The 13,792-nt window shown below is 66.1% G+C and carries 11 protein-coding genes and 1 pseudogene; 9 read left to right on the top strand and 3 right to left on the bottom strand.

Going from position 1 to position 13,792, the window contains the following annotated elements:
* The first annotated feature begins 329 nt into the window (after positions 1-329).
* The 3 genes from AB0G16_RS36960 (at position 330) to AB0G16_RS36950 (ending at position 3,122) form a co-directional block, all read left to right on the top strand.
* A complete protein-coding gene (locus AB0G16_RS36960) occupies positions 330-1,289 on the top strand; it encodes an ankyrin repeat domain-containing protein (protein WP_362815443.1) in 960 nt (319 codons plus the stop codon).
* Positions 1,259-2,374, top strand: a complete 1,116-nt coding sequence (locus AB0G16_RS36955; protein WP_362815442.1) for a DUF6461 domain-containing protein — start codon at positions 1,259-1,261, stop codon at positions 2,372-2,374. The genes AB0G16_RS36960 and AB0G16_RS36955 overlap by 31 nt, the downstream gene beginning before the upstream one ends.
* A gap of 196 nt (positions 2,375-2,570) precedes the next feature.
* The gene (locus AB0G16_RS36950; RefSeq protein ID WP_362815441.1) at positions 2,571-3,122 is read left to right on the top strand and encodes a hypothetical protein; all 552 of its coding nucleotides are present in this window, start codon (positions 2,571-2,573) and stop codon (positions 3,120-3,122) included.
* Positions 3,123-3,398: 276 nt separating this feature from the next.
* On the opposite strand, the gene AB0G16_RS36945 is transcribed toward AB0G16_RS36950, so the two are convergent.
* From AB0G16_RS36945 to AB0G16_RS36935, 3 genes are read right to left on the bottom strand one after another with little or no spacing between them, the layout of a single operon-like run.
* Positions 3,399-5,342 carry a hypothetical protein gene (locus tag AB0G16_RS36945; RefSeq protein ID WP_362815440.1) on the bottom strand — a complete coding sequence of 648 codons (1,944 nt, stop codon included), beginning with the start codon at positions 5,340-5,342 and terminating at the stop codon, positions 3,399-3,401.
* Positions 5,339-6,499 (bottom strand): 5'-methylthioadenosine/S-adenosylhomocysteine nucleosidase, encoded by a 1,161-nt coding sequence (locus AB0G16_RS36940; protein ID WP_362815439.1) that lies wholly within the window; start codon positions 6,497-6,499, stop codon positions 5,339-5,341. The genes AB0G16_RS36945 and AB0G16_RS36940 overlap by 4 nt, the downstream gene beginning before the upstream one ends.
* Before the next feature lies 1 nt (position 6,500).
* The gene (locus AB0G16_RS36935) at positions 6,501-7,229 is read right to left on the bottom strand and encodes an NUDIX domain-containing protein (protein ID WP_362815438.1); all 729 of its coding nucleotides are present in this window, start codon (positions 7,227-7,229) and stop codon (positions 6,501-6,503) included.
* Positions 7,230-7,414: 185 nt separating this feature from the next.
* Between AB0G16_RS36935 and AB0G16_RS36930 the strand changes: the two genes are divergently transcribed.
* The 6 genes and pseudogenes from AB0G16_RS36930 to AB0G16_RS36905 form a co-directional block, all read left to right on the top strand.
* On the top strand, positions 7,415-7,843 hold the full coding sequence (locus AB0G16_RS36930; RefSeq protein ID WP_362815437.1) for a hypothetical protein: 429 nt from the start codon (positions 7,415-7,417) through the stop codon (positions 7,841-7,843).
* Positions 7,844-8,153: 310 nt separating this feature from the next.
* Positions 8,154-8,378 carry a transposase domain-containing protein gene (locus AB0G16_RS36925; protein ID WP_362815436.1) on the top strand — a complete coding sequence of 75 codons (225 nt, stop codon included), beginning with the start codon at positions 8,154-8,156 and terminating at the stop codon, positions 8,376-8,378.
* Between the two features lie 79 nt (positions 8,379-8,457).
* Complete coding sequence (locus AB0G16_RS36920; protein WP_362815435.1) at positions 8,458-8,832, top strand: hypothetical protein; 375 nt, start codon at positions 8,458-8,460, stop codon at positions 8,830-8,832.
* Between the two features lie 165 nt (positions 8,833-8,997).
* Positions 8,998-9,729, top strand: coding sequence for a hypothetical protein (locus AB0G16_RS36915; protein WP_362815434.1), 732 nt, complete (start codon positions 8,998-9,000; stop codon positions 9,727-9,729).
* 486 nt (positions 9,730-10,215) lie between these two features.
* A complete protein-coding gene (locus AB0G16_RS36910; protein ID WP_362815433.1) occupies positions 10,216-13,470 on the top strand; it encodes a class I SAM-dependent DNA methyltransferase in 3,255 nt (1,084 codons plus the stop codon).
* A 12-nt stretch (positions 13,471-13,482) separates the two neighbouring features.
* Positions 13,483-13,617: pseudogene (locus AB0G16_RS36905) on the top strand (AraC family transcriptional regulator); the annotation flags it as partial.
* Positions 13,618-13,792: the final 175 nt, after the last annotated feature.

Genomic DNA, 13,792 nt, shown 5'->3' with positions numbered 1-13,792 from the left:
AGCCCGCGGCACCTACCTCGTCGAGCCTTTTACACCGCTCCGAGGACGCGACCCTTCGATGCGAACCCCGGTGGGACATACCGCTTCCGATCATCGGATGCCATCTGGTGCCGTCAGGTGCCACGACGGTGATGTCCGTTGATCTTTGCTGCGCTCCTGTGTCAACGGGTCCGCTGACTTTTCGCTGACTCCGCCCAGCCGTCCACAGGACGGTATGGCCATGGTCTGCGGAGGATGTCCGTAGACCAACCGCGGCACCAGCCCGAATCTGTCGGTCTCATCCGCCATGATCGGCATTCGCATGTCCCGTACGTCCCTCAAGGAGTGCCATGGCTGCCACCGACGATGTCAGATGGTGGGGCATCAACGACTGGACGGATCTCGACCTGGTCCGCGTTGAACTCGCCGCGGGCGCCGATCCGAACTACGGCGTGCCCATCTTCGAAAAGCCGCTGCACGCCGCGGCTGAGCGCGGCTCGCCGGACGTGGTCTCCGAACTGGCCGCGCTCGTCGACGACGTCGACGCGGAACGCGAAGGCCGCACCGCGCTATGGATGGCCGTCTTCGAAGGCCGGACCGACAACGCCCGAGCCCTCGTCTCCGCCGGGGCGGACCCGTGGCGCCCCATGATGGCGGGCTGGTCCCCTGGCCGGCTCAGCCTGGCCAGCCCCACTCCCGGTCTCTTTCCTCTCCCCTCATCGGAGATTGGTCTGTCCGAGGCCGAGGCCGCCGCCGTGGCGGAAGCCGGACGTCTGATCTCCGCACTGGGAGACTACGACTACGACCTCTACGACGGCCTGGGCCTGGCCTGCGTGGCCGAGCTCAGTGCAGCCGAGGCGACAGCGCGGCTGGAAGCCGTACCTGCCGACGGCGTGGACATCGATGGACTTTACGAGGCCTGGTGGAACAAGTCGGACGCCGATCTGATCGTCGGTATCACGGACGTGCCCGGCGGTTGCGTCATCATCCAACCCTGGGGGTACACGCCGTCCACACGCGGCCTCCTCGAACGCGTCTCACCGGGCACGGCCTGCTACAGCATGTACGACAACCCCAAAGGTGGCATTTTTGGACATGTCGCCCGAGACGGCGCCGTCATCACGGCGTGGGAGCCGCACTGCGCCTATACCGTCCCCTCCGACGCCTCCGCCGAGGAGATTCTCGCCGTCTACCTTTACAGCGACCACTCTGTGGCGTTCTGCTGCGCCGGCGCAGGTCTGCGCCTGGCCGACGCCGGGCCGACCATCGGCTCCAACAGATGGCTCAGGCTGCCCGAACGGGACTGGTGAAAGTGACCACGGACCCCATCGATGTGCGGTACACCGCGCTGGTCGAGACCGGATTCCCCGCTGAGGGATTCTGCCTCACCTGGTGCCAGAACAACGACGTGAGGGAGGTGACCCGCCGGTTCGGGGCTGATCCTGAGGCCGGCCTGTGGGTCGGACCCAAGGAACTGGAGGAAGAGCACTGGGAGGATCTGCTCCAGTTGACTCCAGCAGGCGAGTGGACACTCGTCTTCGAGTCCCCCGGTTTCCAGGGAGACCGAGAGGAGGTGCTGGAGGTGTTGTCAGCCGGTGGACGCGCCCTGAATGTCATCTGGCGCGGAGAGCGGGACAACCGCGTCACCTACGCCGTCGACGGCGACATCATCACGTCCTTCCGGTTGATGGACCTCTCGCAGCGATCGGGTGACGTCCCGTCAGCGCTGGACGACCTGCTGGAGCAGGTGGGCCTGCACGACGGACTGCCGGTGCTGCAACGTAAGGCGCGCATCTTGGCGCTGGCCGAGGCGCTCAGTGGACACCCTCTCACCCCCGAGTGGGTGTGGGCGCCCCGGTTCGCCGCCGTGATCGAAGCGCCGATCCCGGACGCGCTCGTCCCCCGCGCCTACCTGCATCCACGGGAATCGTTCCTGGATGAGCCGGAGTTCGCGCGACTCCTGACTGACCCGTCGCCCGCGACGGCCCCCGCCATCACCCGGCTGGTCGTCTCCATCGTCACCGCCGGGGTCGGCCTAGAGGGCCACACGCTGGTGGAGGATACCCTACGGATGCTGGAACGCGGCGAGGCGAGTCCGGCCAAGCGGGAGGCGCTACGGGCACGGCTGCACCAGTCCGCCGAGGAGACCAGCCAGGCCCTGTTACGGCAGCTCGGGTCCACGCCTGATACGGCGGAAGCCGAACGGCTGGAACAGAGGGGTCATGCCCTCTACGCTCTCAGCAAGGCGCTGTCGCCGTCTCCCGTGAACGCGGCATACGCCGTGACGGACGAGGCCTTCCGGATACCCCGGCTGTCCAGGGCGGACTTCATGCGCCTGCACGTATTGCGCAACGTCGCCGACCGCATCCTCTCGGAGGAGATGTCTCACTCCTGACACCGGAAGCCTGAGGAACCAGTTCTACGGTCGCCGAACAACAAGAAAGCCCGGCCCCATGATCTGGAACCGGGCCTTCCGTCCTGGTGGGGTGTTCACGAGTAGGTCCGACCTGGGATGAAGCGGGCGTTTGAAGATCGCTTCCCAGCATGAGGATGATCGTTTCCCGTAAGTTGGGGAGCAACGAGTTGTTAGGGTGCTCACCGTGGCGCATCCGGACCCCCTTCTCGACCTCATTCACCGCACTCCAGCGGCCACCGAGTTGCTGACATGGCCGTTCGACTTCGACGTCTCCCGTACCGATCCCGTCGAAGTGGTGAGACTGGAGTCCGGCGAGGCCCTTGAGGCGGTCGCCGGGGACGGCGCGGGCGGGACGTTCTTCCTCTGCGGTGAGGCGGCTGGAGAACGGCCCGTGTTGTACGCCGACTCCGAAGGGCAGGCAGGGCTGATCGGCCGTAACCTGACCGTCGCCCTCCAACTGATCGTGAGGATCCCATACTGGAGGGACTGCCTCGGATGTGTGTCCGATGGTCTCGAGGCGATGCAATCGGTGATCCCGAAACTGGAGCAGGAGTACGGTGATAACGGCATCGATCTTGACGCCTGTCGTACCTCACTGGCCGGGTTGCTCGCCCTGCATCTTCCGCCGGCGGCAAACGTGCTGACCCACCTCCTGGAGGCGGTGACGCTACCCGGCTTCATCCTGCTCAACGAACAGGAAGACGCCTACGAAGCGATCAGTAAATGACCCGTTGCCCTCGATAGCGGTTAACCGGCTGTCCGGTGAGGCTTTTCAGCATGGTGGTCCCGGCTACGGGGAACATTACGGACTTGCCGTGGCCGCTAAGATCTCCCCTCACAAGCGATGATCGCACTGGAGGGAGCTGGGGTTGATCTGCTTTGTCGGACACGCGTAGCACGGTGGCCTGATGTGCGTAGGTTACTCATGAAAGGGAATTTCCCGCAGAAATACAATGGCATTTCTCGCAGGCGGTTGCGAGACTATTCGTGCGAGCTCTCTATGTCAGCGTTCGTGTCTAATCCATTCTTTCCCTTCTGCGGCGATCCCCTCCAAAACGTGCAGGGTGTGATGAAGTCCCGAAGCATCTAGTGTCACCTCGGACACCGTTCCGGGATCCTCTCCCTCCTGGAGCATCTCCATTCCCGGGCTCATCACTTGAACGCTGATCTTCTGCCCGTCGACGAGAGCCAGTTCAAAGGTGCGTTCGTCGTTGTCCCCCTGGCCCACCCGCACCGCCGCGACCGCGTCGAAACGGTAGCTGCTCCGCTCCCGAACGCGGAATGCGCCTTCCTCGAAATCAAGGTCGACGGTGAGCTGGCGTACTCCGTCCGCAGTGAGAAGGAAAGCGAGGAGCCGGTACTTCCTGTAGCGCCAAGGACCGTCCTTTACTCGTGCACGCTTGGTGGAGGGGGCAGGCGCTTCGATGAAGGCGTGCGCGACGACGTTGCTCATGACCAGCCTGTAGTGCTTCAGAGCGTCGTCCAACAGCGCTTTCCTGTCGGAGTCCAGCCAGACGGCCATCTCCTGGTCTTTGGGCTTATCCGCCAGCTTTGCCCGCCATCGCCTGAAGGCTTCCCAGTCACCGTCCAGCGTCCGCCTGCTCTCGTGCTCATCGGCCGCGAACCGCCACCGCTCCAAGAGGACGCCCAATAGGGCACGGGCGCCGATCCACCCACTCGCCAGCATGAGGACTGTCGAACCGGACGTGTCCAGAGGGGCGACGAGCACCGCATCACTCACCGCCCAGGCCCCGCCGCCTACGAGAGCGGCAAGCCCGAGAACCGCTCCGGCCTTGGTGGACAAGGGCGTGGCAAGCTCCTCACGGTAGCTCCACAGGGCGCCCTCCCGCCAACGACGTCGGACATCGTCGACCCGGTGCCGGATCAGCCAGTTGATCCTCTCTACCCCAACCCTCTCCTCCCGGTAGATCTCAACCAGTTCGTCGCGTAAGCTCCTGCGAATCCCTGCCGTTTTAGCCAGCCAAATCTCACGCTCCACGCCATGAGGGACGTATATGGCGAAGTAGTGATCAAATCGTTGATCTACTCTTTTGGCGAAACCCTCGGGCTGCGCGTTGGTCCTGCGAGCCGAAGGTGGTCCGTACTCCATGTCCTTCGTACGGCGTCGCACTACACGGAAGCGCCACTCCAGACCCTCGCGCGCGCCGTAGTATCCGCCGACAGCGCTCGCCAAGCAGACCAGGAGGGCGAACACCCTGCCTTCCTGGACCAGCACGTAACCGATGCGGGCCGTCGCCACAACGAAGACGGCCGTCGCCATCACGATGCGGACATACACCCCGAGAGGGGTATCCGGCCGCCGCACTGCCCGTTCTCGCGGCTTGGACGGGGTGGGTTCGAAGAACTTCCAGATCCGGTTCGCCCGATCGCCTGCCATTCGCTCATGCTTGGCCTGCGACAGGGTACGGTGCCACATCTGTTCGGCGATCGGGCCGTCCAGGAACTGTTCCAGATGACGCAGGATCATGGCACGTTGGGGATCGCCGAGTGCGTCCAGTTCCTTCAACAGGACGCGAGTATCCGCGTCCTTCTTCTCCGCCGATTCCAGGAGACGGCGAATGGTCTTCACGCCGTTCACCCACTCGTCGTCGCCCGTGAGACGGAATATGTTCCGCTCGTTCCGCAACGCTGCCATCTCTTCCTTGGACAACCCGTGCCGTGTTCTTCCGCTCACCAAGGCGAGCAGCCAGTGGAAACAGACCTCGTTGGTCTTGTATCCGCCCACGACGGCTTCTTGGATGAGCTGCCAGGCTCGGCTCGACATGCCGCCGTCGAGGATATGGACGCCCGCCTGGAACTTCTTCTCAGGCGGACTGTCCGCGTAGGTCGTGTACTGGTTGACATCGCCGTGCACGACGCCCGCCTGCATGGCGACGTACGCGGAGTCCGCGGCGACGTTCGTCGATGTGGCCTCTGGCACTGTCATGACAGACCCTGGGCCAGGGCGATGACGATCGACAGGTTCGCCGCCAGTTCGGCCACGTCGGCGATGAGCCCGCGCACCTTCTTGAGCGCCAAGGTCAGCGCGCTCCGGCTTTGCGGCGTCTCCGACCGCAGCGCCTCCTCGGCCACGGTGAGTTCCGCCTCTGCCGCGGAGTAGGTGTCCTCGTCCAGCTGCCTGGCCGCCCGCGCCCGCTGGAGCTGAGCGCGAAAATCGGAGAGTGCCGCCGCCAGGTCGGCGGGCTGGCCGGGCTCGGAGGTGATGCGGACACCGCCGTAAACGGTGCCGGCCTGCACGCCCACTCGCGCGTTGCCCTTCGCGATGTTCCGTGTCGTCTCCTGCATCGCCGAACTCCCTTTCGGTTTCGTGGCCCTGGGTTCACCGTCGTGCTGTTCGTCGGTCGCCAGCGCTTCGGCCAGAGCCGCGGCGAACGACGCCGCGTTGGCCACCGCTCGCGGCTGCCATGCCTCTCGATCCGTGACTTCCTTGCTGCCGTCCGCGCGGTCGCTGATCCCCCGCACCACGACCACCGGCAGTGCCCGGTTCAGCTGTCCGGCCTGGGCCACACCGGCACCTTCCATTTCGATGGCCAGCGCGTCGTTGTAGTGCTCCCGGATCCAGCGAGCGTGCGCGGAAACCCTGGAATTCAGGACCACCTCGCCGGCGGCGATCGGTCCGAAGTGCACTTCGGGAAGAGGGCGGCCAGGAGGAAGATCATGCCCCCAGGCACGGCTACGGTTGATGTGTCGGGCGATCTGATCGGCGATGTGCGAGGTTTCCCAGACCCGGGGCCGACCCAAGAACCCGTCGTCCTGGCTCGTTCCTCCGTGGAACGCGTAGACGTGCGTGGCCATCACCACATCTCCCAAGGCGATGTGGGAATGCAGGGCACCGGCCACACCGACGAAGAGCAGTGCGGCGGGCTTGAACTCGGCGATGGCGCGTTCGGCCAGCACCGCCGCGGAATGGTTGCCTTTGCCAACGTGGGCCAGGGCCACCCGGCATCGGCCGTCCGCGAGGCGACCGACCTCGAAACGAGTGCCCTGAGGGTGTCGGCGCAGACGCGGAGCGACCAGCTTCTCTCGGATCGCCTGGTACTCCAGATCCAGCGCCGTAAGAATGACAATCGGGGGGGTGCTCACTTCACTGCTCCATTTCGCTGGACGACTCGAAGGGCCGGACCATCGGCGGGTACAGAACTTCATAGGGGCCGGCCGTGAACAGCCGGGCCGGTCGCCCGGTAGCGGCCTTCCGCACCGAACCGACGCCAACGATGAATCCTTCGGCCTTCTGAACCTTGCGGTAGAAGTTGCGGGGATCCAGCGGGATCCCCCATACCGCCTCGTACACCTCCTGCAGGTCCGTGATCGTAAAGGTGGGCCCGCAGAACGCCGTGGCGAGGGCGGTGTGCTCCAGCTTGACTCGGGCACGCTCGACGCCGTCCGTGACAATCCGCCGATGGTCGAAGGCGAGCTCCAGGTCTCCGGAAAGCACTCGCGCGACCGACTGCCATCTGGCGCTGGCCGCGTCCGTTCCGGCGATCGGTTCCGGCAGCCGTGGCGCGATCGCGAGGTAAGCCACAGAGACCACCCGCCCACGCGGGTCACGACCGGGGGCGCCGTACACCCCCAGGTGCTCCAGTCGTAGCTTCTCCACGTCCAGCTCGGCTTCCTCCGACAGCTCACGATGGGCTGCGGCGACGAGATCCTCTTCGGAGTGCTGCAGGAAGCCGCCAGGCAGCGCCATGACGCCTTTGTAAGGCTCGATACCGCGCTCGATGAGCAGTACGTGCAGCTCCAACTCACGCAACGTCAAGATCACCAGATCAATGGCGAGCAAGATGCGGGGTGGTTCCCATCCGTCATCAGTCATGCACGAGAGCCTAGCTTTTTGTCTTAATGACAAAAAAGCCAGTGTGCTGTCACCTTTGGACGCGCGTCCTGGTTACGCCTCGCCCGTTATGCCTGACGCCCTACTGACCGAACCAGAGCCACCAGGGTGCCGGGCATCGGCGAACCTGTCGGATGAAGCGGTCCGGCCTGCAGGACCATGTCCTCATGTCAGTGACCGAGTTCGCCGGCGTGACCAAGGACAAGGATCGTGGCATAACGTCCAGGGGAGGGCTGTATGAGTTCTGGACCGAGGAGGATGCCCACGTCTACCTTCACGACACCGACTTCAGGCGCCTGACCTATGAGCCCGGCAGGCCGTCGACGTTGGAGCTGGAGTTCGTCTACGACCCGCAGTGGACTCCGCCCGAACTGTCGAAGACACCTGTCGTGGTCTTTCGGTTCGAGGACGTCCGCCTAGTCGAGTGGCATGAAGACCAGGAGGGCCATGACCGCGTGACCGCTGACCCTGATGCCTCACCGGGACAGGTCGGGCAGTTCGACTGGGACGGCACCGACAGGTTCACACTGGACACCTTCACACTTCGCCTTGTCTTCCACGCGCCGCGAGCAGCAGTAACCGTGCGCACGAAGTAGAACGAGGAACCAGCCTGGGCTACCTGGTCGAATCTCAGTTCTCTTCACCTACCCGTCTACGTCCAGCTCGTTGCCACCAGCGCTGCGCCTTCGTAGATTCGGAGACGTGAAGTCACGCATAGTGCAAGTCCTTGCCCCTCAACCTGAGGTTCCCCCAAGGCCGGGTAGTTAACGTTTCTGCAGGTCACACAAGCCCATTGAGGAGTCCCTGACGCGGAGCAACGGAGCTCGTTGATACAGGCAGTCGACCAAGACAGCTTGCATCCAAGGAGCTCCGTTGCCGTCTCATCATGTCCCGCCGAGTCCCGTGATGGCCATCACCCGTACCGTCACTGTGGCCGCCGGGAGGTTCGCTGCCGGGCAGCTCGGTGGCCTGACTCCGTTTCTGCCCTTCGAGTTGGTGGATGCCGTTTTGGAGGAGACCCGGGCGGTCCAACAGCGGCTGAGAGACCTGCCGTCCCGGGCGGGGTGTACTTCCTGGTGGCGATGTTCCTCTTCCCGGAGGTCGGATACCCGCTGGTGTGGGACAAGCTGACCGCCGGCATCGGCGACTGTCTGCCGGGCCCAGCGCGAAGGGACTGCGTGATCTACGTCGCCGCGTGGGCTGCGCTCCGGTGAAGGCGCTGTTCGAAGTGGTGGCAGGCGTACTGGCTCCACCGCGGACGCCGGGCGTGCGCTTCGGCCCCTACCGCACGGTCTCCTTCGACGGCTGCAGCTCGATCAAGACCCCAGACAGTGAGCGTAACCGCGGCTGGCTGAGACGATGCCCGCACGGCGGCTATCCGCAGGTCGAGTTGATGACGCTGGTCGAGACCGGCACCCGCTCCGTGATCGGCGCGGTGTTCGGCCCCACCCGCCAGAGCGAAACCTCCTATGCCACCCGCCTGTTGTCCCATCTCGGTCCCGAGATGCTGCTGCTGTGGGACCGGGGTTTGGACAGCAACGACTTCCTCGCCGCCGTGCACGCCACCGGCGCCCGCCGGTCCTGAAGACCCTCACAGATTCCTCCTACCTCTCGGTCGTCGGCTCAGTCGCCGTGCGCATCCTCGAGGCCGACGTAGGAGTCACCTGCGCCGACGGCAGCACCTTCAATGGCTCCTACCCTCTGGTGACCACCCTGCTGGACGCCCAGCGCTACCCCGCCGACCCCTCTCGTGCACCTCTACCACGAACGCTGGGAACACGAGAGCGCCTACTACGCGCTGCGTCACACCATTCTGCGCGGCCGGGTCCTGCGCTCGTGCGACCCGGTCGGCGTCGAGCAGGAGATGTGGGCCCTGCTGCTGTGCTACCAGCTCCTGCGCCGCGCCATCACCGAGGCAGCGGAATTCCAGCCGGGCACCGATCCTGATCGTTGCAGCTTCACGATCGCTCTCCACACCGCCCGTGACCTGCTGGTACGCGCCGAAGAAGTCTTCGAGCAGGGTCTTGGGGCGATCGGCCGGCGGGTGCTGTCGGAGCTGGCCCCGCCGTGCCGGCCCCGCATCAGTACCCGGAAGGTGACGTCACCCATCTCACGCTACGCGGAAAGGAAGACGGACGGCCGCCCCGACCAGAGCCTGACCGTGACCTCCGTGACGGTCTGCGTCCTGCCACCCCCGCCTCCTCCTCCCGCGCTGCCGGCCGCCACGGTCCCCGACTACGCCGGCCCCGGCCAGACCAGCAACCGCACGAACCGCGTCCCTACAGCCCTACAGGCGCAACCCGAGCGGCAATGGCGGGCCAGAGAGATCGCCGAGCTTCTCGGCGACGTCACCCTGGTCGCCACCCATCGACAACTCGCCCGCTGGACCGAGAGAGGGGTGATCAAAAGGGTCCGCACCGGCCGCTACGCAGCAGCAACTCCGCCAGAGACCACCACCTTGCGTGACCAGCAGAAACGCTAACTACTCGGCCTTGGGGGAAGCTCAGACCTCGTTGACCGACGGCCTCAAGACCCAGCCTTCCTACGGTCCGGGCGTCCCGGCCCCGGCCTGCCCAGGCGGTTGCGGCCACGACGACTGCCACCCTGCCAATGGCGCAGCAGGGCGTGGCGGCAGAGTGGAGGCCTGGGCGGTGAAGCAGGACCTCACTGGGGCGGACGCCAAGCCGGACTCCGCCAGCCTGACGCAGATGGATCGCCTGACCTGGTATGAGGTACAACTGGACCCTGCCGTCCCCGGGAGGGGGTGATCCACGCCCCGAACGACGTACCCGGCGCCTACTTGTCGTCCGCCGAGAACGACGGCTGACGACGGACGATCGACGGCGGCGGCCCCGGGACCCGGTGCCACCACCGGCATGTCGGCGTCCCGTACTCCTCGCGGGCCCGGCCCAGCCGCCCGCCATGGGATGATCAGTTCAGTTGAAGGCGCCGGCCCGCGGGGGACAGCATGAGTGACGGCACCGGACATCTGGCCAAACTCGTCTGGTCGGTGGCTGATCTGCTGCGCGGCGACTTCAAGCCTTCTGAATACGGGCGGGTGATCCTGCCGTTCACGGTGCTGCGCCGGCTGGACTGCCTGCTGGCCCCGACACGGCAGGCGGTGCTCGACGAGGCCGAGCGCACCGACGGCGGGCAGGAGTGGGAGCAGCGCCTGACGGCCGCCTCGGGTTGGCCCTTTTACAACTCCAGCCGATTCTCCATGGAGAGCGTGCTCAGCGATCCGGAGAACGCCGACCGGGTGCTCCTGGCCTATGTCAACGGGTACTCCCGCAACGTCAGGGAACTGCTGGACGGTTTCGAGTTCGAGTGGACAGCCACCCGCCTGCACCAAGCCCGGCTCCTTCACCACGTCGTCGCGCAGTTCATCTCGATCGACCTGGGGCAGATGATCAACGACGTCCACGTGGAGAGCCTCTTTGAGGAGCTCGTCCGGCAGTCCGCAGAGAGCGGCCACGAGACGAGCGGGGAGCACTACACTCCCCGGGACGTCGCCCACCTGATGGCTGGCTTCCTCATCTCCGCCGACTCGGACCTCCTGACGTCTCCGCACGCCGTCCGCACCATCCTGGACCCGACCTGCGGGACAGCTGGCCTGCTGACCGAGGCAGCCTCGTATATCGCATCGATGAACCCCCGGGCGGACGTCACGCTGTACGGCCAGGAGATCAACCGGGATTCATGGGCGGTCTCCCGCGCCACCATGATGATCAGCGGCCGCCGGGCCTCGACGGTCGCCTTCGGGAATGTCCTCGCCGAGGACGGGCACCAGGGTGCCGCCTTCGACTACCTTCTCGCTAATCCGCCGTTCGGCGTCGACTGGAAGAAGAGCGAGTACGCGGTTCGTTCGGAGCACGAGCAGCTCGGCTTCGCGGGCCGCTTCGGGGCCGGTCTTCCCCGGATCAACGACGGCTCACTGCTCTTCCTGCAGCACATGCTGGCGAAGATGAAGCCGGTGAGCGACTCGGGTGAGGGCGGTAGCCGGATCGCGGTCATCTTCAACGGCTCCCCGATGTACGCCGGGGGCGCGGGGTCTGGCGAATCAGACATCCGGCGGTGGATCGTGGAGAACGACTGGCTCGAGGCTGTGGTCGCGCTGCCCGACCACCTCTTCCACACCACTGGCATCAGCACCTACCTGTGGGTCCTCAGCAACCGCAAGCCGGTACAGCGCAGGGGCCAAGTGCTGCTGCTGAACGCTCAGGACCAGTACCAGCGGATGCGCCGCTCCATCGGCTCGAAGCGCAACTACATCACGTCGGACCAGATCACCGAGATTACCGAGCTCTACCTGGACACCCTGTCCGCCGACCCCGCCCAGCAGCCGGACGACCGGGTCCGTCTCGTCTCCACCCACGAACTGATGTACCAGCGCGTCACGATCGAACGACCGCTGCGGCTCCGGTACGAGCTGTCTGAGGAGGTCCTGACCCGGCTCGCTGAATCGCGCATGATGCAGAAGACCGGTGATCCCGCCGCCCTGGTGGCCGCCCTGCGTCCGCTGGTCGGCTCGAAGTGGGCGAGGGGCCAGGACGCCGTCACGGCGCTGCGCCGGGCGGTCGCCTCGGCCAGCGTGAACTGGCCGAGGGGGAAGGCCTTCGAGGCGGCAGTCCGCAAAGTCGTCGGCGTGCGCGACGGCGGCGGAGAGCCACAGCGGACCGGCGAGGCGTACGAGCCGGATCCCGAACTGCGAGAGTTCGTCCACCTGCCGCTGCAGGCGGATCCGAGCGACCACCTCCGACGCGAAGTGCTCCCGAGCGCTCCGGACGCCTGGATCGACGACAGCAAGACGCGGGTGGGCTGCGAGATCCCACCTGCCCTCTTCTACCGGCCGGAACTCGACAGCGACTTCGAACTGCTGCGCAACCTCGCCCGGTTGGAGACCACCCGGGTCAACCCGCCGCAGCGCGGCGAGGAGCAGCGAGACGGCGCCGACCGGCCCAAGCACTTGCGTGCCCAGGACCTTCACGAGGCGGACTCGGCCGTCGAGCTCCCCGACGCGCCGGAGGGTGGGGCGCCACTGACCCTGTGCGCGGGTGGGATGCTCGTCGGACGGCCGGGCAACTGGCGACTGCTGCCGCAGGGCTTCGGCGAGGCGGCGACCTCCCTCTTCGTGCTGCAGCCGCTGCGCGGCAGCGGCCAGGCGCTCTGCGAGTGGTTGAACTCCCGCAAGGACAACGGCCAGTACCCCAGCGCCCGCGATCTGTTGGACACGCATGTCCCCGTCGACTTGGTGACCGACAGCGAGGTGGAGAGCCTCTTGGAGACGGTACAGGGGGGGCGGCGCGCACTGCGGACCACGATGTCGGGAATCCTGCCCAACGTCTTCGGCAGCGGCGAGCGGGACGTCCAGGGCGTTCGGAACGAGATTAGGTTTGCCGCCCACGAGGCTGGCCTGATCGGCGAACTCGTGCGGCCGCTGGACGACCCGATCTGGCGCGCCGAGTGGAGCTTTCCGCACCACGTCGCCGCGCTGTCCCGTCAGTACCGGGTCAGCACGCACCCGGCGGAACGGAAGGACGGACTGCTCAAGCTGGGCGAGGGCCTGGCCCGGGTGCTGGGCGTGCTGGCGCTCACCGAGCTCGCAGCGTCGAACGGCTTCTCCAGCAACCTGCGCAAGCAGTTCCGGACCGGTGCCACCTTCGGCACCTGGCTCTGGCTCCTCGACCGGCTGGAGGCCGAGGGCATCGTGCCACGCGTCCAACAGCTCGCGACCGTGCGCGACCGTGACGACGCACGCGCCCTGCTGGGCCACATCAAGGACTTCAGGAACACCTCGCACCACGCCCACAGCGTCCGCGCCAGTCACCAACTGGTAGAGGACGTCGAGCGGTTGGAACCGCACGTGGTGCGGGCGATCAGCGCGGTCAGCTGGCTCTCCGGGACACACTGGGACTGGGTAGAGCGGTGCGAGTACCTCGACGAGGGCTCGTACCGGATCGTCGGGCTCCGGCTGCGGGGCAGCCATCCGAGCTGGGAGCCGTTCGAGCGGTCGAGTACCCAGCCGCTGCGGCCCGACCGCATCTACGTGGGCAGCGTCCCGTACGGGGCTCCGGTCGATCTCTGGCCGTTCGCCGTCGTCAGCCTGTGCGACGAGTGCCGTACCCGGGAGCTCTTCCTGCTCAACCAGGTCCGAGACGACCAACTGACGCTCCGCAGCTTGGAGGAGCATTCGCTGGAAATCACATACGGCGCACCCGAGTAGCGGCGGGCGAGACTGAGCGACCTGGCTCGGCTGCACCGGGTGCGGGACCGGAGCGATCAGGAGTACGCCGAGCCGCTGAGTATGGAGGCGCTGGCCCGCGGGGTTAATACATCCGCAGGGCACCTGAGCCGTCAGTTCCGGCAGGCCTAGTAGTGCTTTGTTAGGTCAGCCTGTTGTGACTGGCCGGTGTCACCGTGTGATGGTTCGCTGCAGGTGTGACCCCCGAACAGCTCGCGCATACCCGGCAGCGGCTGGAAGCGTTCACCGCTGAGAGGGCGGTTCGCGAGTTGACGTCCCTTTCGCCGCTGGGATTGGGTGAGAC

The organism is Streptosporangium sp. NPDC023615, assembly GCF_040640155.1.
Classification (GTDB): domain Bacteria; phylum Actinomycetota; class Actinomycetes; order Streptosporangiales; family Streptosporangiaceae; genus Streptosporangium.
This window is presented reverse-complemented; position numbering and strand designations above follow the sequence as displayed.